We start from the raw sequence: 22920 nt of genomic DNA, 5'->3' as shown, positions 1-22920 counted from the left end.
TCGACTATATCAGTAATAATAATAAAAATTGTAGCACAAAAAACGCCACTGATATCAATCGATAGCAGTGGCGTTCCTGTAGCGCTGGTATTTAGCTAATCAAATAAGTGATTAGTACATACGAGTGGTACGAATGGTTTCGCGTTGCAATTTTTTCTTATAACGCTTTACAGCAGCGGCTTTTTTGCGCTTGCGTACTTGCGTTGGTTTTTCATAAAACTCACGCTTACGTACGTCTGATAGTACACCGGCTTTTTCACAAGCACGTTTGAAACGACGGATAGCGATGTCAACTGGTTCGTTTTCTTTAACCTTAACTGCAGGCATGAAGACTCCTTGATTAGGATGAGATATAAGGGCATTAGTTTGGCTGTATAGTAGTATTTAGCCGTAATATCTCAAGATTACCGGCATCAGCTCAAACTAGGACAATTTTGTGCTAGAGCACAAGGGCGAGTATTTTAATAAAAAATAGTAGTAAAGTCAATGTTTTTTGCTGATTAATTCATAATTATCATTAAGTTGCGCCCTTTTTGTCCGCTGGTACAGTATGGCGGCGTCATGAATACCAAACAAAAGCGAATGATGTTTGATAAGGTGTGATTGGTCAGTGCAAGGTGAGATGGACTATATGCATCAATAGAGCTGCTTTTGGCAAGTGTGGCCATCAAGAAAAAACCCTACTGTCTATAACGGTTTGGGTAGAGTTTATGCTATGATTATTTGCATCATATCAATCGTTTTATGTGCACTTTATTGAGGATGTTGCAATGAAAAAATCAGTACTAAGTACGGCGCTAAGCACCGCATTTGTTGTCGCTTTAGGCTTTGGTATCAGCGCATGTAGTGGCGACAAAGAAGGCGAGTCGCATCAAGTGTTGGCCAAAGACCGTGTCGATGAGGCCTCTGAGCTTGCCCGTAGCAACGCTCCTGCCGCTGAACAAATGGATTTTCCCGAGACAGCGCCGATGGCGACAGAAAGCACTGATGCCGAAAGCACTGATGCCGAAAGTACCGAGGCTGAAAGCACAGACACCCAAGGTGAGGCGACAGATGCTGGCACCACTGAGACAGCTGCTACCGATAGCGCAGCTGACATGCCAGCTAATGATGCGGAAGCAGACGCCGATGCTGAGCCTGCGACCAACGAATAACGCTCTTTTGATGGTCTATCAGTGTATGCGCTGTCGTCGGCAGCCATCGACATACAATAGCAAATAGAGGTGTGATCATGATGAACAAACCACAGCGTATAAATACATTGACCGTATCGGCCATCAGCATCAGTGCATTATTGATGCTAAGCGCTTGTAGTGATAATAATACTGACGAGCCGCCCGCTGACGCGTCTGCCGAAACGAGCACGGCAGTAGAGGAGGCACCTGCCGCCGCGCCTGAAGCACCTGAACCGCAGACGTCTGAGCCAGCCGTGCCGGCAGAAGCGCCAGCAACGACGACAGCTGAACCGGCCGAAGCAGTCGAGCCACCAACCCCAGATGAGCCTGAAGTGTTGGCAGCTGATGCAGGGGCGAAGCTATACGAGTCCAACTGTAAAGTCTGCCACGAAGCAGGTCTGCTCGATGCACCAAAATACGGTGATAAAGCAGCGTGGGCGCCGCGTCTTGCTAAGGGTATAGAGACGCTACATATGCACTCAGCGCAGGGCTTTAACAAGATGCCCGCGCAGGCGACTGACAAAGTAAGCGAAGCGGAGGTCTATGCAGCGGTCGATTATATGGTAGCTGCCGTGAGCTGATTTAGGCGATATGAGCCATTGAAATTTGCTAAACTGGCCGTCATTGTGACAGACAATGGCGGTTTTTTTGTGCAAGTGCTTAGATAGAGAGTCGCAGATAAAAGCGTGGTCAAAACCAACACGCAGACCAAGGTATGATAAAGGCAAAAATATGAAGGTATTGGGTTTAGAGACGTCTTGTGATGAGACGGGACTGGCGATCTTTGATAGCGAGCAGATTAACAGCGCTAATAAGGGCCTAGTTGGGCAAGTGCTATACTCACAAATTGAGCTGCACGCTGTCTATGGCGGCGTGGTGCCTGAGCTTGCCAGCCGCGATCATATTCGTAAGCTCGTACCGCTACTCGATGAGCTGCTCGCGCAGTGTGATATGAGTAAAAACGACATTGATGCTATCGCCTATACCAAAGGCCCAGGCCTTATCGGTGCGCTGATGACGGGCGCGCTGTTTGGTCGTAGCTTAGCATACGGCTTGGATATCCCTGCGATAGGGGTTCATCATATGGAAGGGCATTTGCTGGCGCCGCTGATGGGTGCCAATCCGCCAGCGTTTCCGTTTGTCTCGCTACTGGTATCTGGCGGGCACACGCAGCTGATCGCCGCATACGGTATTGGACAATATGAAATCCTAGGTGAGTCGATCGACGATGCCGCGGGTGAGTGCTTTGATAAAGCGGCAAAAATGCTCGGCCTGCCATACCCCGGCGGCCCTAATATTGCCAAGCTTGCTGGGACCGGTAATCCAAACGCCTATGAGCTGCCGCGGCCGATGCTGCATCGTGGACTGGATTTTTCTTTTAGCGGTATGAAAACAGCGGTGCATAATCTTATCAAAGACACTGCTGGCTCTGACAGTGACCCACAAGTACGCGCCGATATTGCCGCAAGCTTCCAACACGCGATGGTCGATACGCTAGTCAAAAAATGCGTCAAAGCGCTTAAACAAGCGAATATGAGCAGACTCGTTATCGCGGGCGGGGTCAGCGCCAATACGCACTTGCGTGAAACCTTAGAAGCTGAATTGGCTAAAATAAATGCGACCGTCCATTATGCGCCGCCAGCGTTATGTACTGACAATGGGGCGATGATTGCTTATGCTGGCTTTGAGCGCCTACAAGCTGGGCAGGCTGATGATCTAGCCGTCAGCTGCGTACCGCGTTGGTCGATGACGGAGTTACCTGCGTTGTAATGTCTAGCAGGCATATAAAGTGTAAAAGCCATACAAAGGAAGGATAATCTATGCAGTGGCTAGCAATAGGCTTAGGAGCGGCATTAGGCGCGTGTTTACGTGGCTATTTAGCGCGCTTTAATCCACTGCATCACTGGATACCACTTGGCACGCTTGGTGCAAATGTCTTGGGCGGTCTGCTGATTGGCCTTGCGCTCGTCTGGTTTGAGCGTATGGGTAGCGATTTATCGCCTAATATCAGACTGTTTGTGATTACTGGGTTTTTGGGCGGGTTAACTACCTTTAGTACCTTTAGTGCAGAAGTATTTAGTTTTATTCATGATGGGCGGCTGTTGGCAGGTTTGGCGTTGATCGGTCTGCACGTGGGGCTGACATTGCTGGCGACTGCGATTGGCTTTTATTTTTTTAAGTTGGTACTTTAGCATCTCTAGATATTACTTGTTTGATTAGTGATTTGGTTTAAGTGGTTCCTTTATTGCAGTCTATTTTAAATAGTCTGTTAGTAGGTTTGAGAGGCGAAATAGCTGGTTCCCTTGGGGTATATTCCAAGAGAACCAATGAAACCCTATTATTCTATCCAATGTTATTTGTCCTAATACCCGTTACGTCAGTTACGTTTTTCAGCATAAACCACTTAGACATAGTGATTAACTGTATGTCATTATTTACTTTTAAATTAATCTCTTATTCTAATTAATAAACAGTCTGCCGAAAAACTGACGCATTTTAGGATCTTATTATGAAAAAACTATCAACATTGAAGAAATCTCTTGTAATGGCACTAAGTGTCGCAAGCTTTAGCATGGCCTCTGTTTCAGCCACTCAAGCAGCCACTGCTATGAATGAGGTAACGGCAGCATCACAGAGTAAGATCAGTCTAGAGCAGGCGCTGGCCCTTGCTAATAAAGCGGTAAAAGGCGATATCATCAGTGCAGACTTTGATCAAGAAGATCGTAACGAAAATAGCCATTACGATATCAAAATCGTTACCAATAATAATGAACAAGAAGTCAGTGTGAATGCCAATACAGGCAAGGTCACGAAAGGAGACACAGAGCGTTTAGACAAAGAAGACTTGGCAGAATATAAGGCCATGAAACAAGCAAAAGTGAGTTTGTCTCAAGCTATAAAAAAAGCAAACCAAACGCTGAAAGGGAAAGTGCTTGAAGTAGGGTTCGACATGGATTTTGGTAAGTCTGTCTACAAAGTTGAAATTGGTAAAGGCAATCAAATTCATAAAGTCGTTGTCGATAGCATGACTGGTAAGATTACTCGCAGTCAGGTAAGCGACGTTGATCGTGATGATTAACTACTGATACCCTGTATTGCATATAGCCTCAAATATTAAAAAGCCCCAAGCTACTTTCTCAAGTGGCTTGGGGTCTTTAATAGCAAGTCTAAATAAACACTTATTGGTATCTAGTGTGGGTTCATATTTGTGGATTGCTGGCCGTTTTGAGCCTTTCCTAAAAAGTGTTTAACTATTATTTAGATTGTAGAAGTACTTACACGAAATTTAGGAAAGGCTCAGTTGATGGTTTTTAGAGATTGTCTACTGAATTTGAGCGGCCAGCCAACCGTATTTTTATACTCATGTAACATCATATTCTTAGCGGTTTTCTTTGGTTTAGAAGCTATTAGACTTGAGACTGTCAGGTAAGCTTCATTAACTATAGTTAGCTGAATGTAAAACTGTTATGGATTTAAACGCGCTACTGGTATAAATTTTACTTGCGTGCTGCGTTCCCAGAGGCTGCGCAAAATTCATCCCAGTAGCGCTATGACATTTTTAGAGTGTATCGACTATATCGAAAATTCTATCTAAACATCAAGAATGATGCAGGTTGTGGTGGCATGAGCATACAACTTGCCATCAGGCCCTACAATTTTTCCTTCAGCAGTTGCTGTTCTTCGACCAGCATGAATGACTTTACCTTCAGCCCGTACTAAAGGTGTTGCCACTGTCAAAGCTCGCACCATATTTACTTTTATCTCTAAAGTTGTATAGGTTTTTCCTGCTGGTAAAAGGGTATGTACAGCGCAGCCAACAGCAGAATCTAAAAGCGTACAAAACCAGCCACCATGGACTGTACCCAATGGGTTGTAATGATGACGCTTTGGACGCCCTTGAAAGACGGCAATACCTTTTTCCATATGAATAGGAGTGTAGTCGAGCGTTAGACCAATAGGAGGATGAGGCAGCTCTCCTGCAAACATAGCATTAAAAATGTCCATACCGCTGCGAGTGGTTAAGTCTGATAATGGAATGACGTCAGCGTCACCTAGCTTTTCTCTAATGAGTGCTTCTTCTGTTTCCCATGTTGCTATAGTTTCTTCAACATTCATTTTCAATTCCTTAAAAAGACAAATAAGAGGTTAGCTCATTCTTATAAAGACCAAAGTTTTATCAATTAGTGTTCTTAATGTTTGCTTTTATTTTTAAAATACATCGTTACATAGCCGATTAACCAAAAAGCACATATTGCTTGAAACCAGATAAGACTGTGCATGGTGATCGTCATAATATTATCAGTCTCAACGTTGTAGTGTAGTAATGACAATAAACCCATCAAGGCATATAAATAAAGCCACCAATGCCCCTTGCTCATCTGACTTTTGACAGCCACAATCAGGCCATAGATACCGACTGGTGTCATGACGAACCAAAAAGCATCTACCAGATGAGGGGATAACCAATCAGGCTCAGGATAGTGGTCAAAATAAACCACATTATGAACATAGTGCAAAATGCTCGAGAACACATTAAGTAATACAATGAAAATTAAGGTTTTATAATGTTTGTAACGATTTATCATGGTGTACCTTGTTGATCGTCTCTAAAATATCTTGCCAAATATGAGTGTTCTTGCTTCTAAAATAGCCAAAATGCCCAATTGATTGGTCTGATCCCTTGCTAATGGTATAGCGTTTAAAAGTGATAGGTTGGTTGCTAGTCACATTTTTCCAAAAATTATGCAGGTTGCGTTCAGTGCAGATTTCATCATCATCGGCAGTAAAGACGAAGGTTGGCACATTAAAATTCTTGTAAGTCCCAACGGGAATGGTTTTTCCATAGAATTTTTCTGAGAAAAACAGCTCTTTTTCTCGGCACCAAGCCCCCCATTCATCTGCAAAACCAGCAGGTAAATCTTCCATGAGTTTGAAGCTTTTAGCCGGCACATAATTAAAGACTTTATTACTAAGCGGGGCTAAAAAGCGGAAAAAGAAGTTAGCCTTAAGACGATAGCGAAGCGGCATATAGCTAAAGTATCCTGCTGAGACAGCCACTGCGATTAAAGCACCCAATTGATCAGCATTATGAGCAAGACCAACTTGTTGACCTCCAGCGCTATGCCCTACGCAATACAAGGGTAAATCATTGAACAGGCGCTTGGCTGTATCGATAACAGCTGGAATGTCGTACCGTCCGATATCAGAATACTGATAATGACAATCCTTTAGATGACTCACTTTAGAATCGCAAAACCCTCTATAGTTCCAAAGAATGACATGAAAACCATGCTCTCTTAAGTATTTAGCAAAAGGTAAATAATAAGAAGTATTGGTAGCGGTTCCTGGGTTTATTAGAACAACGGCTTTAGGATTAGCAGCTTTATAAAGAGTGGCACGCAGCTCGACGTTGTCGTCCGTCAATATATTAATATCCATAAAAAACCCTACTTGTTGTTAATTAACGCCTACTATAAACTATGGACATTACTCCACAGTCAAGCGTTAATTGAGGGTGCTCGATAATGAATATAAAAGAATTAACTGAAATAGTCGGATTAAGCAGAGATACCATTCGTTTTTACGAAAGGGAAGGATTAATTTCGTCACCATCTAGAAAATCTAATGGTTATAGAGATTACGATAACAGGATTGTGGAACAGCTCAATATGATTATTATGGCGAAGGAGTTAGGTTTCACCTTAAAAGAGATTAAAGAGCTAACAGAGCTATTGTATTCAAACAACCTGACCCAATCACAAATGGGTGAAAAGCTTCTAGAAAAAAATAAGCAAATTGAAGTTAAGATTCTAGAGTTATCTAAAATGAAAACGTTAATAGATGATGCATTAAAAGGCATGTGTTCTTATAAGGATAAGCTAGCTCTTTAATCTAAGTTATGAAAAAGTACACTGTGTCTATTTCAGCAAGTTGAAAGATTGGTACTATTAGCCCACAGCTTATCATTCAAGTCCTCACTAGGGGTACCGTATCCTCTTTACTCTATAAAATCCATAAAACGCCAAAACCAGTAATAAAAGAATGCTATAAATATAATAAAACCCATATTCATATACGTATTCATACCCTTTATAGCGTCTAAAGTCCTCTGATAAGTAATTACCTCCTTAATTCCAGCTTCGCGATCTTCCACATCAAGACTTACTATCTGTCTAATTCCATTATGGAAGCCTAGAAAATCTTTCTGTATATACCACCCTATCACGGCTTTTTTACCTTCAATCGGTTCTAAATATTTTTTGGCAAAACAAGAGGAGTCAGCATCAAAAGCTGAATAGCTGCACCCATATACTTCTTTACGGTTAGGATTACTGAGATCTAACAACATAAAAATGTGATTTCCCTCACCTACGTCCAAACTGCCTACAATACCTTCACTATAATTAAGCTCAGACTCTAAAGGGAAGTCTCTACCTTGCCAACTCAGTATTGCCCAGGCTATTAGCCCTATCCAAGTTAATAGAAGAATGACTATTTGAACTTTTCTAGTTAATGTTAATACTTTGAATTGTTTCAGTCGTTTTGTTAAGTGTTTCACTTAATATCAAGCCCTTTTACTAAGTCTATCATCAAATCCTTATCCCCCTGCCTGGTCAAAAAATCCAACAAATTATCAGCTGTGTATTTCTTTAAATGTATACGTGTTCTAAGCCTTTAGTAAAAATCATACTATGAAAGACGTAATATTTAGTTAGAGTATGGACTAGTCTGCAACTCGCAAGTATCTTCAAAAACTAAATATTGTTCTCATAACGAGTGTTATGACAAATAAAGCTCTAAACCGGCTTCACAATCCCATCAAGTAAACTCGCGAAACCCTGCATATAAGCCATATCTTGGCTCGCCGTGCGCGTTGCTGCATAAAGCTGACAATACACGCCGTCCCCCAATGGACGGGAGACCACCCAGCCTTTTTTCTCATACTCGCTTACTACCCAATCAGGCAATGCCGCTACGCCGCGCTCGCTGGCGACCAGCTGGATGAGCATTGCGGTCAGCTCCGTGGTGCGAATATCGGCAAAGCTCACATCGCTTGGCGTCATAAAATTAGCAATGATATCGAGGCGTTTGGCTTCTACCGGATAGGCAATCAAGGTTTCATCGATTAAGTCATGAGGCGCGATAAAGTCTTGCGCCGCCAAGTCATGCGTGGGCGATAGTACCAAACGGCTCTCATACTCAAATAACGGCTGATAGCTGATTCCCTCTATCGGCAAATCACTGGTGGTGATCAGCAGGTCAATATCGCCCTCCATCAATAGGTGATGTGGCTCCGGCTCAAAGCCAGTGGCAAAGTCCAGCTCCACGTCCGGCCACTGGCGGCGATACTGGTTGAGTATTGGCATCAGCCAATCAAAGCAGCTATGGCACTCAGAGGCGAGGCGCAGGCGACCAGCCTGCCCATGGGCAAGGCGCTTTAGGTTGGATTTGGTGCGGGTGACTTGCGGTAGGATGCTGTCGGCCAGTGCCAGCACTATCTTACCTGCTGGGGTAAAGCTCAGCGGGCGGGTGCGGCGATTAACGAGGCTGATATCGTAGTAGTTTTCTAGCTCTTTGAGTTGATGAGATACCGCAGAGGCGGTGACATGTAGCTCATCGGCGGCCGCAGCCAGCGAGCCATGCGCGCGCAGTGCCGTCAGTGTATTGAGATGACGAAGCTCTAACATAAGATAACCTAAGCACTTGGGTGAGAAAAATTCATTATAAACAATCTATCGGTGAATTCCACTCAAATATTTTTATCAAATGCCTGTCATTAGCTAGCCTTCAACGCCTAGCGTCGCCGCAATAATAACTGTGAGATGACGACCAGTACCAAAGAGGCCGCCAGTAGCAACGTGCCGATGGCGTTGACCTCAGGTTTGAGGCCGACGCGTACCATCGAATAAATCCGCAGCGGCAAAATCTCATAGCTAGGGCCAGTCACAAAGGTCGACACCACCACATCATCGAGTGATAAAGTAAAGGCAAGCAACCAACCTGCCATTACCGCTGGCATAATCACCGGAATCAGTACCGTACGTATCATCGTCGACTCAGATGCGCCCAAATCGCGCGCTGCCTCCATTAGCCGCTCATCTAAGCTGCTCAAACGCGCAAACACGGTGATAACCACAAAGGGCAGGCAAAAAGTGATATGCGCTATCAGTAAAGAGACAAAACCTAGCTGTAATCCTATCAATAAAAATAGTGCCAGTAGTGAGATAGCCAAGACAATCTCAGGCGACATCATTAGTACAAACAATAGGCCATTTAATAGCCCTTTACCGCGAAAATCATAGCGATGTAGCGCCATAGCGGTCAAAGTACCAATCAAAGTAGAGACAGTCGCTGCGATGAGTCCTAAGACGATAGAGTGCCAAAAAGCATCGAGCATCGCTTGGTTGTTGAATAGCGACTCATACCATTTGAGGCTAAAGCCGCCCCAGTTGTAGCCGATTTTTGATTTATTAAATGACATCACCACCAAGACGATGATGGGCAGATATAGCAAAGCATAAATCAGGCCAAGATAGCCTTTGGCCGCGATACTGCCGAGGCTTGGCGGTTTGATGTGGCGTTGGTTATCAGGCATTAGGCCACCTCATTAAAATCAGTCTTACCAATGCGGCGGCTACTGGCACGATAAGCCAGCAATAGCACGGCCATCGCCAGTGTCAATAGCACGCTTGCTGCCGCCCCAAAGGGCCAATCACGCGCGTCCAAAAACTGGTTTTTGATGATATTGCCAACGAGCAGGTTACGCGAGCCGCCCAGCACGTCTGCCACATAAAACATCCCCATCGCAGGCAGCAGCACCAGGAGCACGCCTGAGATAATCCCAGGCGTGGTCAGTGGCAGCACCACGTGCCAAAAAGTCTGGGTTTTAGACGCACCCAAATCTTGCGAGGCCAGCAGCATATCATGACGCAAATCGGTAAAGACCGCATATAGTGGCAGTACCATAAACGGGAATAGTAAATACGTCAGGCCTGCTATCACCGCGCCTTGCGTGTACAAAATATCGATAGGCGCGTCGATGATACCGATGGCAAGTAGTGCCTTATTAATAAGGCCATTCGTCGCTAGTAGCAACTTGAGCGCATAGACCCGCACTAAGGAGTTGGTCCAAAACGGTAATATCAGCAGCAGCATAAGCAAAGGCTGCCAGCGCAGATGAACACGAGAGACCAGCCAAGCAAACGGATAACCGAGTAATAAGCACAGCACAGTAGTAATACCCGCCATCCATAACGAATGGGCAAACACCTCAAAATACAGCGGGTCAAGCAAGCGTAGATAGCTGTCAATAGTGACAGGTAAGCTGATAAAATTGCTCGTATCGCGTGTCAAAAAACTGACCGCAATGACTAAGATATTGGGCAGTAGCGCAAATATCAGCAGCCAGCCCCATATCAGCCATAAGGTAACCGTGCGAAAAGCGCCTTTACTAGTCAAGCTACTACCCGCCATTAGTCCATATCCTTTTGCATAGCGTTAGAGCCTCTCATAGTATCGGCGGTCACCGCTTCAGCGGCTGCATGATTGAAAGCCGCGTCATCAGCCGTACCATCGCTAGTAGAGGTGTCATTTGGTAATAGCCACTCCCAACCATCGACCCAAGACACTTTTACCGCCTCATGCATTTTGTAATCAAAGCTTGGATCTTCTTCATCGAAGAACTCTGAGGCTTTAATGATATGACCGTTTTCAAGCTCAATGATCGAATCAAGCGTGCTACCTTTATAATTGCTTTCAATCACACGGCCTAGTAAGCCTGTATGCGTCTCATCTTTAGGATCATAAATCCGCAGATCCTCAGGTCGTAGTAGGAGGTTGACCCTATCACCGACTTGCACGGCATTGGCAAAATCAGGACGGCGCAGATTGCGTAGATGAGGGGCATCAGTTGTATGATCCTGCGCTTCACAGACCTCAACTTCGATACGGCCATTGGTGATCTGGCCATTGCGATCAGGCTGATCAGGATAGACGCCGTGTACTTTTGCTTCAAAGAGATTGGCCTCGCCGATGAACTTGGCGGTGAATAAATTGGCAGGGGTTTCATAGATCTCGATTGGCGTGCCGATTTGTTGGAATCTACCGTCTTTCATCACCGCGATACGATCCGACATAGACAGCGCCTCTTCTTGATCATGAGTCACAAACACAAAGGTGATGCCAAGCTCGCGCTGCAGGCGTTTGAGCTCTGATTGCATCTGCAAGCGCAGTTTGTGATCGAGGGCGGAGAGTGGTTCATCAAGTAATAATAGTTTAGGGCGATTGATAACGGCGCGGGCAATAGCGACGCGCTGTTGCTGGCCACCAGACAGATCTTGCGGACGGCGATTGGCTAGATGCTCCATCTGCACCATAGCTAACATCTCACGCACGCGGGTTTGTATCTCCGCCTTAGGCACTTTTTTAATCTTTAGGCCATAAGCGACGTTTTGCGCAACTGTCATATGCAGAAATAAAGCGTACTGCTGAAATACAGTATTGACCGGACGTTTATCAGCGGGCAAACCTGCCATTTGCATACCATCGAGTTGAATCTTACCAACGCTTGGTTGCTCAAACCCTGCAATCAGACGCAGCAAGGTAGTTTTGCCGCAACCAGACGGCCCAAGCAGGGTCAAAAACTCACCATGCTGGATATCAAGGTTGATGTCTTTTAAGACCTCAGTTTGATCGTAGGTTTTTTGTAGGCCAGTCAGTTGTAGCAGTACATTGTCTGGTGACGCAGGGTTGGTATGTGTGTTTGCTAAAGATTGGGTCATAAATCTGTTTCCTAAGCTTCTTACCTGTCCGTACCTTTTTTAATATCCGTACTTTTTTAGTATAAGACACGACAAGGGCTGGCATGAGCATGGTCTGGTTGCTGCGTATTATAACAAACCCTTACTATAAATCAGTGCAACTTCGTTATCAGTTACGCGAGTCATACCCGCAAGCCAAATCGGATGGCGCGAATGGCGCGGATGGCGATAGCGCTCGGTATATGGTTTTTGCGGTAGTATAATAGTAAGGCGTTTATGTGCTTGGGCATTTTTCTTTTGAGCAGATTGTATTATCCTAAGCGCGGCTTTTGTGTGGTTAATCTACTGAAACTAGGTGCCGTCCTGCTGGCATAAAGCATGTTGATATACAACGTGCCAGTTTTATGTCGAATGGGTTGTATTTCACCATGAGCATAAGGGCCTTTGGGATAGTGGTCGTGGCGTTTTTAGCGATATTAACGACATTAAAACAAAAGTTTTTAGCATTTTTTTGTCGGTGTTCCTATACAATCATGTCATGGCTGACACCGAAATGCGCGGCATGACCTCGTTGCCATTGGCCGTCTTTTGGTCTATATATCCAGCATCTTCTTTATCCGCGATATATGAGCAGCCATCTATCATTTAACATTCGAAAAAAAAAGGATTTCTCATGCCTAACGACATACGCCCCAAAACCGGTCAAGAAGCGCTTGAGCTTTTAAAAGAAGGTAACGCCCGTTACGTTGACAGCCTCACCAACCCAGATCCTGCGATGCAGAGGCGTCCAGAGCTTATCAGTGATCAAGACCCGTTGGCGATTATCTTGGGCTGCTCAGATGCGCGCGTACCGGTTGAGATTGTCTTTGACCAAGGGTTAGGGGATTTGTTTGTGATTCGGGTGGCAGGAAATGTCGTCGCACCGTCACAGATTGGCTCGATTGAGTTTGCTGCCGAAAAATTTGGTACCAAGCTGGTGGTGGTGCTCGGCCACTCACACTGCGGCGCGGTGACCGCTTGCGTAGAAGCGCTCATCAACCCTGAGCAAAACTACACGCCAAACCTACAGTCTATCGTCGATCGTATTCGTCCAAGTGTTTACAATTTGCACGAGCTGGCGACTGCCAATGGTCAAGACGTCGATGCCGATGAGCTGCTAGATCGCTCTATCAGTGCCAACGTGCGTATGTCTGTCAGTCAGCTCAAACATGGCTCCCGAGCCCTAGAGGACTTGACGACGAGTGGTAAGCTGCTCATCGTTGGGGCAGAGTACGACTTAGAAACCGGTAAGGTACGGTTTTTAGAAGACTGATCTGTGCTTGGGGTTTTGTACTCACTTGACGAAAGCGGCCCTCACACCAGAGCGGTGCGCTTTTTGTTTACAAAACCCTATCATAGATTGGTGCATTTTTGATTATCATAAAAGTAGCAAGCGCATCGCCATGCTGTGATTCGCTTGCTGATTCATTTGTTTTTTATATTAATTTTATATTAGGATTGTTATGTCTCATTCAGCGTCTAGCTCAACCTCTCTTGATGATGCAGCGACCATCGCACAGCCTGCGAGCAGTATCAGTGCAGATGGTGTGCAGTCAATCTCTACGCAAACGACAGGTTTTACGTTTAACCACACCATGCTACGCGTCAAAGATCCTGCCAAGTCATTGGCGTTTTATACTGGCGTGTTGGGTATGACGTTGTTGGCGGTCAAAAAATTCCCTGATATGGAATTTGATCTGTACTTCTTGGCGAAGCTAACTGAGAGTGAGCGCGACAACTTGCCAGCTGGTGATGACTTAGAAATTTTTGCTTTCCGTCAGCGCGGTATCTTAGAGCTGACCCATAATTATGGCACTGAGACAAAAGCTGACTTTAGCTATCATGATGGCAACCAAGACCCTCAAGGCTTTGGACACATTTGTTTTAGTGTGCCAAATTTGACAGACGCGGTTGCTTGGTTTGACAAAAACAATGTCGAATTTAAAAAACGTCCGGAAGATGGCAGTATGAAGAACATTGCCTTTATCAAAGATGTTGATGGCTACTGGATTGAAATCGTACAAGCTGATTTGATGTCATAACTGGCAAAACAGTAGTGAGATGTTCATTTATTTATTCATTTAAACACGCGCTAAGACAGCAATAGGAGCAACCCTTTATGCCCACCCCTGACGTGAGCCGCCTATCGAACACGCTAACCGATGGTGTGACCGTCTATCAACAAGTGGTCTATACCACGCAAGACTTAGCAAGTGGCTTTATTGAGCGCATTCCATATTTTGTGGCGGCGCTCATTGTGTTGGGGATTTTTTGGCTGTTGTCGATTATTTTCAAAAAAGTCGTGCATAAAACCTTAGGCGCGCGCGTGCGTCATCAAAACTTGGTGAAGGTGTTTCAGCGCATAGGTGGGGCGCTTATTCTGTTTATTGGCTTTATGATCGCTATGGTTGTTGCTATTCCAGGATTTACACCAGCCAAATTAATCGGCGCGCTGGGTATTGGTTCGGTGGCGATTGGTTTTGCCTTCAAAGACATCTTCCAAAACTTATTATCTGGTATTTTATTGCTGATCTCAGAACCGTTTCGTATCGGTGATCAAATCGTCTCAGGGGACTACGAAGGCACCGTTGAAGACATTAAGATTCGTGCAACGACGATTAGAACCTATGATGGCCGGCAAGTGGTCATTCCCAACTCAGACCTTTACACCTCGGCGTTGACGGTCAATACTGCCTATAAGCAGCGCCGCTTGCAGGTAGAGGTCGGTATCGGCTATAAGGATGATATTGAAGAAGCCAAAGCGGAGATTTTACGTGCGTTAGATAAGGCCGATAGCGTCTCGACGAAAGCGCAGCCTAGCGTGATTGCCACTGGATTTGGCGGCTCGTCTATCGATCTGACGGTACGCTGGTTTATCGAAGAGGGCACGCAGGCCAATAAAGTCGCTTCCATTCATCAAGTCATCGTCGAGATCAAGACAGCACTGGATGCGGCAGGGGTCAATATTCCGTTCCCAATACGTACCATAGATTTAAGCGACCCGTCTGTCAGTGCTATTGTGGATAAAATGCAGGTGCAGCAAGCCCCTGCTACCGATCAGCAAGCGGCAAAGTAAGCCGATTGCTACTTTTATATATAGCAACCAAAAAACCTATAGCAAACAAAAAAACCGCCAAATCAGCAGATAAGGCAGTTTTTTGTGTCAGGTGGTTTTGACGGATGTTGCTCTGGACTTAGTCGTTTTTGACTCTAAAGTCAGTGTGGCAAGATTTGCAGCTTTGGCCCACTTGACCAAACGCTGGCATGACATCATCTATGCTAGTAGCGGTTTGGGCGGCAGCATTTAGCTCAGATGTTGCTTGTTGGAATTTTTCTGCTTCTGCGCGAAAGCCGTCGGCATTTGACCATACCGCTTCAGTTGCGTTACCTGCGGCTTCTTGGTTTTCAAAATGGCTCCAAGGCGTGGCGGCATCTTCTGCCAAAAACGCAGCCTGCTCTTTAAAGATCTCTGCATCAAAGGTGTCAGGGGCTTCAGCCATATCGCCCATGATGCCCATCGCATCGCCCCAGCTTTTCATGCTGTCTTGACGTGCTTTGACATCAGGGTCCACAGAGGTGCTACAAGCAGTTAGGCCTAGAGCAGCAGACATCAAAGCGATGCCAAAGATAGATTTTATTGGGGTTTTGCGGTGAAGGGATAGCATATGCAAACTTCCTTATTTAATGGCTATTAAGTTAGGCGCATTATCTCATGCTTTGCCTAAATAGTGGCTGTTGTTAAAGGGTGATTCTCAACTAAAAAGTAGTACAAATTAAAAGTATGATAAAAGCACCCTTATTTTTTTATACTTATTGCCCTAAATATATAGGGTGCAGCGATGAGTTGTGTAGAGTATTTGTGTAATTGATCGGTGATAAAGGGTCTGTAACGATAAAGGTCAGCTATAAAAGCTGACCTAAAAGTGAGTCTTCACGTATAGCGGACGATATTGCTGATTACCATATCTACTGTCAATAGCATCGCGCTATAAACTGTACCATAAGTAGTGTATAAAACACTTGTCGGTAAAAGTAGCGTTCATTGTATCGTCAAAAGCTATAAAGTCAACCAATCACGCGGCTTCAAATAATAATCTGTCAGCTCAAACTCAGGCGAGCCAGGCTCTGGCTCAAAGCGGTAATGCCAGCTGGCAAGCGGCGGCATACTCACTAAGATAGACTCGATGCGGCCATTACTTTGTAGCCCAAAGAGAGTGCCGCGATCATAGACGAGGTTGTACTCGACATAGCGGCCGCGCCGATACAGCTGAAACTGACGCTGCTCGTCGGTATAAGGGGCGGCTTTACGCTGCTCAAAAATAGGCAAAATACCATCAAGATAGCCATTGCCTACTGCTTTCATAAAGTCAAAACACGTCTCAAAGTCCCAGCCGCGGCTCTCGGTATTGACATCGTCATAAAACAACCCGCCAATGCCGCGCTGCTCATTGCGATGACGCAGATGAAAATACTCATCGCACCACTGTTTGAAGTCAGGATAAACGCTGTCGCCAAACGGCGCGCACAAATCATGGCAGACCTGATGCCAGTGGACGCAGTCCGCTAGCACAGGATAAAACGGTGTCAAATCAAATCCGCCACCAAACCACCAAATCGGCGCTTCGCCTTCTGCTTCGGCGACGAATAAGCGCACGTTTGCATGGCTGGTAGGGACGTTTGGGTTTTTGGGATGAACGACGAGGGACACGCCCATGGCTTGTGCACGGCGACCAGCAATATTAGGATGGCGCGCGGTCGCTGAGGCTGGCAGGTTGTGCACGTGAATGTGGCTAAACATCACGCCTGCTTTTTCGATCACCTCACCGTCCGCTAAGACACAAGAGCGGCCGCCGCCGCCTTCTGGGCGCTGCCAATCATCGGGGACAAAGGTGGCATTACCGCCGCCGTCACGCTCTTGTACTTCGAGCGCTTGGCAAATACGTGCTTGCAAATCGACCAAAAACGCGCGGACGCGAGCGACGTCGTTATCGTTTGGTATGGCAGGGTTTACCGCATCTGCTTGTGCCTGAGCGCCGTTTTTGTCTATGACGTTTTGGTCTATATTGGTATTAGCTGTATCTGGAATACTCATAACATATCTATTTATTTAGGTGTATGGCAGTATTAAAGTCTTTGTCGAGCAAATGCCCCATGCGGTCGCGTTTGGTGGCGAGGTAATCCGCATTCATATCGTTGACACCCACCAGCAGAGGCACACGCTCCACCACATTGACACCGTGTTCGGTCAAATAGGCGACTTTATCTGGGTTGTTGGTGATGAGCCGTACCGCATCGACGCCGACATGGGCGAGCATGGGGCCACACATATCATAAATGCGCGCATCAGCAGGTAAGCCTAACATTAAATTGGCATCTAGCGTATCATGGCCCTGGTCTTGTAGGGCATAGGCGCGGATTTTGTTGGTCAGGCCAATACCGCGGCCCTCTTGGCGCAAGTACAAAATAGCGCCGCAGCCTGCCTCTTGGATGGCTTGCATGGCGGTATTGAGCTGCGGGCCACAGTCACATTTTAGTGAGCTAAAGGCATCGCCAGTAAGGCATTCAGAATGGATACGTACCAAGGGCACCGGCGGCTCTGAGGCTGCATGCGCTGTGCTCGGCACGTGGGTGTTGTCTGCCGTCTCATCAGCCGCTACTTGCTCACACGCAGCCAGACCAACGGTCAGCATCACATGCTCTTGGCCGTCGTCGTTTTCAAAAACATGAATATCAAACTCGCCATGACGAGTCGGTAGTTTGGCACTGGTAATAAATTGATATGACATTACTGTCCTGCATAAGCCGGTGGTGGTGGCAGTAGAGTCTGTAAAAACGCGATCACCTGCTCATGACGATAGCATGGTTTTGCGCTTTATGGTAAAAACACACAAAGTTCACAGACGGCGCACGATGATTAAAGCGACAATTAAAAAAAAATGCTATTATGCCATACTATTTTGACGGATACAGTGACAAGTCTTTACCCTTACATTACTATGTCGTCACGAACATTCGGTATTGATGTCTGATAATAAGGCATAATACTCATCCCAAGCCGCGCCGCGCTATATATTATGCTCGCGTGCTTGCTGTGAGACGCCGCATGATGAACTTTATGCCGGCGTTACATAAATAACTATATGGCTTGTTACATCAATAATGATGTAGATATTATTGACGTCGCTTGGCTATCTTTTTTTTTATACCCTAAAGCACGTTTTGTCAGCAGATTGGTAGGTATCGTACGGTTTATGCAGCAGTCACCTTATTCCCCACAGTCTCAGTCCGTATCTGCGTCAGCCACTACGTCTGCGGTTCAGCTGCCCAGTCTGCAGCAGACTTATACGGCGATCCCACGTGTGCGCCCGCAGACGCCGCTGCTCGATAGTATCGATACGCCTGCTGATTTAAATGCCTTTAGTAGCGCTCAGCTGATTGCGTTAGCCGATGAGCTGCGCCTTTTTTTGTTGTATTCGGCCGGTCAAAGTGGCGGACACTTTGGTGCCAACCTAGGCGTGGTCGAGCTGACCATTGTCCTGCATTACTTGCTAGATGCGCCGCACGATCAAATCGTTTGGGATGTGGGGCATCAAGCCTACGCTCATAAAGTGCTGACGGGTCGCCGCGATCAGCTGGGCAGTATCCGTGCAAAAGATGGGTTGACCGCGTTTCCTGAGCGCGCTGAGTCTGTGTACGATACCTTTGGTGTTGGTCATTCATCGACCTCCATCTCAGCGGGTCTCGGCATGAGTCTGGCGCTGCGGTATCAGGGGCTGCCGCAGACAGTCGCTTGTATCATCGGCGATGGGGCGATGACAGGCGGCATGGCGTTTGAAGCCATGAACGACGCGGTGCAGCAAGATGCCGACTTGTTGGTGATTTTAAATGACAATGACATGTCGATATCTTGCTCGATTGGCGGGTTTTCGCGGCATTTGGCCATGCTATGGGAGTCGGGGTATCAAGTAGATATTTCTGATACCGGCCAGCCTATCGTCTGTCAGCGCCCTGACATGCAGGGGTTTGATCGGCGCAAACGCCACAAAGAGATGCGCGATGTGCCGCAGCTCGAGGACAATTTATTCAAAGCCATTGGCTTTACCTACTTTGGCCCCTTTGATGGTCACAATATACCTGAGCTACTGCGCGTCTTGTCATTAGCAAAACAAGTCAAAGGCCCCGTGCTGGTACATGTCTATACCACGAAAGGCAAAGGCTTTGCGCCTGCAGAGCTAGACCCAGTTGGCTATCATGCCATTGGTAAGCTATTAGATGAGCAGCCGCATGATACGCCGCCTGCTGCTAAAAAATCGCAGCCTGCGCTAAAGTACTCGCAAGTATTTGGCCAGTTTTTGTGTGACAAAGCGCATGAAGATGACAAATTGCTCGCCATTACGCCAGCGATGGAAGAAGGCTCAGGCATGACCGACTTTGCCCGTCAGTTCCCAGAGCGGTTTTTTGATGTGGCGATTGCTGAGCAGCATGCCGTCACACTGGCTGCTGGTATGGCAACGCAAGGCGTCAAACCCATCGTGGCGATATACTCGACGTTTTTGCAGCGCGGCTACGATCAGTTGATTCATGATGTGGCTTTGCAAGATCTTGATGTCACGTTTGCCATCGATCGCGCAGGATTGGTGGGCGAGGACGGCGCGACCCATGCGGGGGTGTTTGATTTTGCTTTTTTACGCTGCGTACCCAACATGCTAATCGCTGCGCCAAAAGATGAAAACGAGTGCTACCATTTATTAAATACTTGCTATGAGTATCAAGGCTGTACGGCTGTTCGTTATCCGCGCGGCGTCGGTACAGGTGCTGCCATCGAGCGCCCCGCGCAGACCTATTACATCGGTAAGGCGATGATTGAGTCGGTAGTAGGACGAGATGACGCCCCCCTCAAGCTGGCGCTACTGGCGTTTGGTAGCATGGTCGCCGCCGCTGATTCGGCCGCCCAAGATATCGCTCAGCAGTTGCACTGTCAGGTACATGTGGTCAATATGCGCTGGGTGAAGCCACTAGATACCGTATTGTTAGAAGAGATACTGGCAAACGGCATCACCCATATCGCCACCCTAGAGGAGCACATGCTGATGGGCGGCGCGGGCAGTGCAGTCAATGAATACTTGCTCAATGAGTCGGCGACCTTTAAGCACCATCGCCCAGCCATTTGCAATATCGGTATTCCGGATCGTTTTATCGCGCACGGCGCACCCGCAGAGCAAATGGCCGACTGTGGTCTGGATGTTGCAGGTGTGGTCAGTCAGCTCAAGCAACTGCTAAAATAAAACCCTATCATTCATAAAAAATTGCTAAAATAGCAGAGTAAAAAATAAAGCTTATAGGTTTTTTGCTTAAACCTCGCCTACTTGCCGTAGGTGTGAATTATTTGACAACTTGGGCGGTGCAACGACTAGCAATCATTTATTTGGTTTGCTTGGCGGCTAGGGTTTTTGTTAGGTTGATAGGACTTAGTTTTAAGTCGGCTTTATTTTTTGTACATTTTATCAGTGTTATCTCTTAAGTAGTATTCATTCATCAAGCAAATAGGTTATCTATGGAACCCATGGTCGTCATCGCAGCACGTGCTGCTGAAAAAGTCGGTAAAGAGATTTTATACGCGCATCAAAACCGTCACAAAATCGAGCTAGATATCGAGTCAAAAGGGCTTGATGGACTGGTCACCCGTATTGATCGTTTTAGTGAAGAGCTGACGATTGAGACACTAAAAGCCAGCTACCCAAACCATTCGTTTTTGGGTGAAGAGTTTGGTATGCAAGAAGGCCGCGGCGAAGATGCCGACTGGTGCTGGATTATCGATCCACTGGACGGCACCAAAAACTTTGTCCATGGCGTGCCGCAGTTTTGTGTCTCTATTGCCGTGCAGTATAAAGGTGTGACCGAGCACGGCGTGATTTATGATCCTGTGCGTGACGAGATGTTTTCTGCCAGCCGCGGCAAAGGCGCGCGTCTCAACCAACGCCGTATCAATGTCAGTGAGCGTAAAGTCATCGACGGTGGGCTGTTTACCACCGGTCATCCGCTTGAGCGCAAACGCAATGGCGAAGTCATCTCTTATGCCAAGCAGCACTTTGAAAGCCTACAAAAAATCTCTGAAGCTGGCGGACAAGTTCGCCGTTTAGGTTCAGCTGCGCTGGATCTGTGCTATGTGGCGGCAGGTCGTTTTGATGGTTATTTTGAGATGTCTATCAAGCCGTGGGATATTGCTGCTGGTGAGCTGATTGTCACCGAAGCACGCGGCGTGGTCGTCGATCATACTGGCGCGCACAACTCGATGACATCAGGCTCTATCTTTGCTTGTAACGTCAAGCTGCTCAAGCCATTGATGCAAGTGGTGGTACCGACTTGGGGCGATGTGTTTTAAGCCGCCGTCAACGATCAAATCTTAAAAGCTGGTACCATTATGGTGCCAGCTTTTTTATGTGCTTAGGGTTTTGGTCATCACGCTTGTCCTTGACCGTGATGCCTTGAAACTCAAGCTCTTTGCTGGTAGCCTCTAGCAAATCCAGCTCTTCTTCGATCAGTATCAGCATATCTTGTATATGCGGTAGCGCCTTACTACAGGCAGTGATGCCAAACTCAATTCTATCGAGATAGCTGGCGAGCGTGATGTTCATCGCTTGACCATTAAAGACGATAGAGGCAGGGTATAGCGACTGTAGCTTTGCGCCATTCCAGTATAAGGGTTTGGTTGAGCCGGGCACATTGGAGATAATCAGGTTAAAGGCTTGTTTTTTGGGGAATAAGCCCGTTGCCAGATTGATGCCTTCCCACGCATACGCAATCACGCTGTAATTGATCACTTGGGCTTGATTCATACGGCGAAAGCGGCGTTTGCCGTTATTCATGCTGCGGTGAATAAGCTCGATGCGGCGTAGTGGGTCATCAAGATGCGTGCCGAGGTTTGCTAGGACAAACGATAGCTGATTACCTGAGACGCTATTATCAGTACGTAGCGACATCGGGACAAAAGCGATCAATGGCTTGCTGGGTAGGGCATCCATGGCGAGCAAATAACGACGAATGGCCCCTGAACAGACGGCAAGTACCACATCGTTTTTGCTGATTTTTAGGCGGGCGGCGATATCGTTAAAGCGTTCGATATCATAAGACTGCGCAGCGATACGACGAGAGGCGGAGATACGTTTGTTTAAGATGCTCATCGGTGCATCAAAGGTGCCGACATAGCCTTCGTCGCCATGGTTTTTGAGGTTGTCCAGCAGCTCAGTAAACACCGGCTTGATGGTAGAGATTTGCTCTTTGATAATGCGCCGCACGGAGCGCTCTTTGGGCAGTATGGCGTTGACTTGGTTGCGGTGGCGCGCCATCAGTGACCACACAGGTAGGGTGACAGGCTCGGTGGCGGACTGCGATAGGGATTTTTGTACCAAACGCATGGCTGCAATACCATCGACCAATGAGTGATGGATTTTAAAATACAGCGCAAATCGCTCAGCACCGCCCTCAGTTTCGGGCTGGATGCCTTCTATCACGTGGCATTCCCATAGCGGCATGGCGCGATCTAGCAGCCGTCCGTGCTCCCTTGACACATACATCAGCAACTCGCGAATCCGCGCAGGGTTTGGCAGCGCGACATGATGCAGATGATGCTCCACATCGAAGTTTTTGTCTTTTTTCCAGAAGATCAGATGCTCTAGCACTTGGTTAAAAGGAAAGCTTGGCGGCACGTCGGATTCTTGCATTTGTTTTACCAACTGATAGACAAAATCGCTATCCGCCGCTTTTGGTAATTCAAATAAAAATAAGCCGCCAACGTGCATGGGCTGTTTACGCGACTCAAGAAGTAAAAATAATTGATCGACTGCGGTGAGAAGTCGCATAATAAATCCTTTTATGATGTTGGAAAAAAGACCCATGATGGTGGCGTCGTATCTGGCGCCACACGATCAGGTGTCCGCTGAGCTACT

General features: G+C 46.7%; 24 protein-coding genes. 11 read left to right on the top strand and 13 right to left on the bottom strand.

Features of this window, described 5'->3' with window-relative positions; all coding sequences use genetic code 11:
• Positions 1-111: 111 nt before the first annotated feature.
• On the bottom strand, positions 112-327 hold the full coding sequence (rpsU, locus tag JMX98_RS02255; protein ID WP_010195908.1) for a 30S ribosomal protein S21: 216 nt from the start codon (positions 325-327) through the stop codon (positions 112-114).
• A 443-nt stretch (positions 328-770) separates the two neighbouring features.
• Between rpsU and JMX98_RS02250 the strand changes: the two genes are divergently transcribed.
• The 5 genes from JMX98_RS02250 to JMX98_RS02230 all read left to right on the top strand — a co-directional run bounded on the left by JMX98_RS02250 (position 771) and on the right by JMX98_RS02230 (position 4254).
• Positions 771-1154, top strand: a complete 384-nt coding sequence (locus JMX98_RS02250) for a hypothetical protein (RefSeq protein WP_201584308.1) — start codon at positions 771-773, stop codon at positions 1152-1154.
• 77 nt (positions 1155-1231) lie between these two features.
• Positions 1232-1756, top strand: a complete 525-nt coding sequence (locus JMX98_RS02245) for a c-type cytochrome (RefSeq protein ID WP_201584306.1) — start codon at positions 1232-1234, stop codon at positions 1754-1756.
• 151 nt (positions 1757-1907) lie between these two features.
• The gene (gene tsaD / locus JMX98_RS02240) at positions 1908-2945 is read left to right on the top strand and encodes a tRNA (adenosine(37)-N6)-threonylcarbamoyltransferase complex transferase subunit TsaD (protein WP_201584304.1); all 1038 of its coding nucleotides are present in this window, start codon (positions 1908-1910) and stop codon (positions 2943-2945) included.
• A 50-nt stretch (positions 2946-2995) separates the two neighbouring features.
• Positions 2996-3367 (top strand): fluoride efflux transporter CrcB, encoded by a 372-nt coding sequence (gene crcB, locus JMX98_RS02235; RefSeq protein ID WP_201584301.1) that lies wholly within the window; start codon positions 2996-2998, stop codon positions 3365-3367.
• Positions 3368-3684: 317 nt separating this feature from the next.
• Positions 3685-4254 carry a PepSY domain-containing protein gene (locus tag JMX98_RS02230; RefSeq protein ID WP_201584299.1) on the top strand — a complete coding sequence of 190 codons (570 nt, stop codon included), beginning with the start codon at positions 3685-3687 and terminating at the stop codon, positions 4252-4254.
• Between the two features lie 512 nt (positions 4255-4766).
• Here the strand turns inward: JMX98_RS02230 and JMX98_RS02225 are convergent.
• The 3 genes from JMX98_RS02225 to JMX98_RS02215 all read right to left on the bottom strand — a co-directional run bounded on the left by JMX98_RS02225 (position 4767) and on the right by JMX98_RS02215 (position 6614).
• On the bottom strand, positions 4767-5291 hold the full coding sequence (locus tag JMX98_RS02225) for a PaaI family thioesterase (RefSeq protein WP_058023454.1): 525 nt from the start codon (positions 5289-5291) through the stop codon (positions 4767-4769).
• 74 nt (positions 5292-5365) lie between these two features.
• Positions 5366-5761 (bottom strand): hypothetical protein, encoded by a 396-nt coding sequence (locus tag JMX98_RS02220; RefSeq protein WP_201584297.1) that lies wholly within the window; start codon positions 5759-5761, stop codon positions 5366-5368.
• A complete protein-coding gene (locus JMX98_RS02215; RefSeq protein WP_201584294.1) occupies positions 5736-6614 on the bottom strand; it encodes an alpha/beta fold hydrolase in 879 nt (292 codons plus the stop codon). The genes JMX98_RS02220 and JMX98_RS02215 overlap by 26 nt, the downstream gene beginning before the upstream one ends.
• A gap of 86 nt (positions 6615-6700) precedes the next feature.
• Between JMX98_RS02215 and JMX98_RS02210 the strand changes: the two genes are divergently transcribed.
• On the top strand, positions 6701-7066 hold the full coding sequence (locus JMX98_RS02210; RefSeq protein WP_201584289.1) for a MerR family transcriptional regulator: 366 nt from the start codon (positions 6701-6703) through the stop codon (positions 7064-7066).
• A 107-nt stretch (positions 7067-7173) separates the two neighbouring features.
• Here the strand turns inward: JMX98_RS02210 and JMX98_RS02205 are convergent, their stop codons facing one another.
• The 5 genes from JMX98_RS02205 to potA form a co-directional block, all read right to left on the bottom strand.
• Complete coding sequence (locus JMX98_RS02205) at positions 7174-7734, bottom strand: hypothetical protein (RefSeq protein ID WP_201584286.1); 561 nt, start codon at positions 7732-7734, stop codon at positions 7174-7176.
• A 238-nt stretch (positions 7735-7972) separates the two neighbouring features.
• Positions 7973-8863 carry a LysR family transcriptional regulator gene (locus tag JMX98_RS02200; protein ID WP_201584283.1) on the bottom strand — a complete coding sequence of 297 codons (891 nt, stop codon included), beginning with the start codon at positions 8861-8863 and terminating at the stop codon, positions 7973-7975.
• Between the two features lie 107 nt (positions 8864-8970).
• Positions 8971-9771 (bottom strand): spermidine/putrescine ABC transporter permease PotC, encoded by an 801-nt coding sequence (gene potC / locus JMX98_RS02195; RefSeq protein WP_201584280.1) that lies wholly within the window; start codon positions 9769-9771, stop codon positions 8971-8973.
• The gene (potB, locus tag JMX98_RS02190; protein WP_201584277.1) at positions 9771-10649 is read right to left on the bottom strand and encodes a spermidine/putrescine ABC transporter permease PotB; all 879 of its coding nucleotides are present in this window, start codon (positions 10647-10649) and stop codon (positions 9771-9773) included. The genes potC and potB overlap by 1 nt, the downstream gene beginning before the upstream one ends.
• Complete coding sequence (gene potA / locus JMX98_RS02185; RefSeq protein ID WP_201584273.1) at positions 10649-11956, bottom strand: spermidine/putrescine ABC transporter ATP-binding protein PotA; 1308 nt, start codon at positions 11954-11956, stop codon at positions 10649-10651. The genes potB and potA overlap by 1 nt, the downstream gene beginning before the upstream one ends.
• A gap of 652 nt (positions 11957-12608) precedes the next feature.
• Between potA and JMX98_RS02180 the strand changes: the two genes are divergently transcribed.
• From JMX98_RS02180 to JMX98_RS02170, 3 genes are all read left to right on the top strand, one after another.
• Entirely contained in the window at positions 12609-13247 is a 639-nt protein-coding gene (locus JMX98_RS02180) for a carbonic anhydrase (protein ID WP_201584269.1), read from the top strand.
• A gap of 190 nt (positions 13248-13437) precedes the next feature.
• Positions 13438-14016 carry a lactoylglutathione lyase gene (gloA, locus tag JMX98_RS02175; RefSeq protein WP_201584266.1) on the top strand — a complete coding sequence of 193 codons (579 nt, stop codon included), beginning with the start codon at positions 13438-13440 and terminating at the stop codon, positions 14014-14016.
• A gap of 77 nt (positions 14017-14093) precedes the next feature.
• Positions 14094-15050 carry a mechanosensitive ion channel family protein gene (locus JMX98_RS02170; protein ID WP_201584263.1) on the top strand — a complete coding sequence of 319 codons (957 nt, stop codon included), beginning with the start codon at positions 14094-14096 and terminating at the stop codon, positions 15048-15050.
• Between the two features lie 118 nt (positions 15051-15168).
• On the opposite strand, the gene JMX98_RS02165 is transcribed toward JMX98_RS02170, so the two are convergent.
• The 3 genes from JMX98_RS02165 to ribA form a co-directional block, all read right to left on the bottom strand.
• Positions 15169-15639, bottom strand: coding sequence for a c-type cytochrome (locus JMX98_RS02165; RefSeq protein WP_201584260.1), 471 nt, complete (start codon positions 15637-15639; stop codon positions 15169-15171).
• Positions 15640-16031: 392 nt separating this feature from the next.
• Positions 16032-17066: an oxygen-dependent coproporphyrinogen oxidase gene (hemF, locus tag JMX98_RS02160; RefSeq protein WP_201584257.1), complete on the bottom strand. Its 1035-nt coding sequence runs from the start codon at positions 17064-17066 to the stop codon at positions 16032-16034.
• A 7-nt stretch (positions 17067-17073) separates the two neighbouring features.
• The gene (gene ribA / locus JMX98_RS02155) at positions 17074-17760 is read right to left on the bottom strand and encodes a GTP cyclohydrolase II (protein WP_201584254.1); all 687 of its coding nucleotides are present in this window, start codon (positions 17758-17760) and stop codon (positions 17074-17076) included.
• 465 nt (positions 17761-18225) lie between these two features.
• On the opposite strand from ribA, the gene dxs reads away from it, so the two are divergent.
• Together dxs and JMX98_RS02145 are read left to right on the top strand one after the other, a co-directional pair.
• Positions 18226-20259, top strand: a complete 2034-nt coding sequence (gene dxs, locus JMX98_RS02150) for a 1-deoxy-D-xylulose-5-phosphate synthase (protein WP_201584251.1) — start codon at positions 18226-18228, stop codon at positions 20257-20259.
• Positions 20260-20528: 269 nt separating this feature from the next.
• On the top strand, positions 20529-21356 hold the full coding sequence (locus JMX98_RS02145) for an inositol monophosphatase family protein (RefSeq protein ID WP_075101811.1): 828 nt from the start codon (positions 20529-20531) through the stop codon (positions 21354-21356).
• A 37-nt stretch (positions 21357-21393) separates the two neighbouring features.
• Here the strand turns inward: JMX98_RS02145 and JMX98_RS02140 are convergent, their stop codons facing one another.
• Positions 21394-22833 carry a WS/DGAT/MGAT family O-acyltransferase gene (locus tag JMX98_RS02140; RefSeq protein ID WP_105244704.1) on the bottom strand — a complete coding sequence of 480 codons (1440 nt, stop codon included), beginning with the start codon at positions 22831-22833 and terminating at the stop codon, positions 21394-21396.
• Positions 22834-22920: the final 87 nt, after the last annotated feature.

Origin of the sequence: Psychrobacter sp. HII-4 (assembly GCF_904846595.1) — a bacterium.
Lineage (GTDB): Bacteria > Pseudomonadota > Gammaproteobacteria > Pseudomonadales > Moraxellaceae > Psychrobacter > Psychrobacter celer.
This window is presented reverse-complemented; position numbering and strand designations above follow the sequence as displayed.

What these genes read in the sequence shown, in the direction of transcription:
- rpsU (WP_010195908.1), bottom strand. Translation starts at nt 327, where the DNA reads ATGCCTGCAGTTAAGGTTAAAGAAAACGAACCAGTTGACATCGCTATC.
- JMX98_RS02250 (WP_201584308.1), top strand. Translation starts at nt 771, where the DNA reads ATGAAAAAATCAGTACTAAGTACGGCGCTAAGCACCGCATTTGTTGTC.
- JMX98_RS02245 (WP_201584306.1), top strand. Translation starts at nt 1,232, where the DNA reads ATGATGAACAAACCACAGCGTATAAATACATTGACCGTATCGGCCATC.
- tsaD (WP_201584304.1), top strand. Translation starts at nt 1,908, where the DNA reads ATGAAGGTATTGGGTTTAGAGACGTCTTGTGATGAGACGGGACTGGCG.
- crcB (WP_201584301.1), top strand. Translation starts at nt 2,996, where the DNA reads ATGCAGTGGCTAGCAATAGGCTTAGGAGCGGCATTAGGCGCGTGTTTA.
- JMX98_RS02230 (WP_201584299.1), top strand. Translation starts at nt 3,685, where the DNA reads ATGAAAAAACTATCAACATTGAAGAAATCTCTTGTAATGGCACTAAGT.
- JMX98_RS02225 (WP_058023454.1), bottom strand. Translation starts at nt 5,291, where the DNA reads ATGAATGTTGAAGAAACTATAGCAACATGGGAAACAGAAGAAGCACTC.
- JMX98_RS02220 (WP_201584297.1), bottom strand. Translation starts at nt 5,761, where the DNA reads ATGATAAATCGTTACAAACATTATAAAACCTTAATTTTCATTGTATTA.
- JMX98_RS02215 (WP_201584294.1), bottom strand. Translation starts at nt 6,614, where the DNA reads ATGGATATTAATATATTGACGGACGACAACGTCGAGCTGCGTGCCACT.
- JMX98_RS02210 (WP_201584289.1), top strand. Translation starts at nt 6,701, where the DNA reads ATGAATATAAAAGAATTAACTGAAATAGTCGGATTAAGCAGAGATACC.
- JMX98_RS02200 (WP_201584283.1), bottom strand. Translation starts at nt 8,863, where the DNA reads ATGTTAGAGCTTCGTCATCTCAATACACTGACGGCACTGCGCGCGCAT.
- potC (WP_201584280.1), bottom strand. Translation starts at nt 9,771, where the DNA reads ATGCCTGATAACCAACGCCACATCAAACCGCCAAGCCTCGGCAGTATC.
- potB (WP_201584277.1), bottom strand. Translation starts at nt 10,649, where the DNA reads ATGGCGGGTAGTAGCTTGACTAGTAAAGGCGCTTTTCGCACGGTTACC.
- potA (WP_201584273.1), bottom strand. Translation starts at nt 11,956, where the DNA reads ATGACCCAATCTTTAGCAAACACACATACCAACCCTGCGTCACCAGAC.
- JMX98_RS02180 (WP_201584269.1), top strand. Translation starts at nt 12,609, where the DNA reads ATGCCTAACGACATACGCCCCAAAACCGGTCAAGAAGCGCTTGAGCTT.
- gloA (WP_201584266.1), top strand. Translation starts at nt 13,438, where the DNA reads ATGTCTCATTCAGCGTCTAGCTCAACCTCTCTTGATGATGCAGCGACC.
- JMX98_RS02170 (WP_201584263.1), top strand. Translation starts at nt 14,094, where the DNA reads ATGCCCACCCCTGACGTGAGCCGCCTATCGAACACGCTAACCGATGGT.
- JMX98_RS02165 (WP_201584260.1), bottom strand. Translation starts at nt 15,639, where the DNA reads ATGCTATCCCTTCACCGCAAAACCCCAATAAAATCTATCTTTGGCATC.
- hemF (WP_201584257.1), bottom strand. Translation starts at nt 17,066, where the DNA reads ATGAGTATTCCAGATACAGCTAATACCAATATAGACCAAAACGTCATA.
- ribA (WP_201584254.1), bottom strand. Translation starts at nt 17,760, where the DNA reads ATGTCATATCAATTTATTACCAGTGCCAAACTACCGACTCGTCATGGC.
- dxs (WP_201584251.1), top strand. Translation starts at nt 18,226, where the DNA reads ATGCAGCAGTCACCTTATTCCCCACAGTCTCAGTCCGTATCTGCGTCA.
- JMX98_RS02145 (WP_075101811.1), top strand. Translation starts at nt 20,529, where the DNA reads ATGGAACCCATGGTCGTCATCGCAGCACGTGCTGCTGAAAAAGTCGGT.
- JMX98_RS02140 (WP_105244704.1), bottom strand. Translation starts at nt 22,833, where the DNA reads ATGCGACTTCTCACCGCAGTCGATCAATTATTTTTACTTCTTGAGTCG.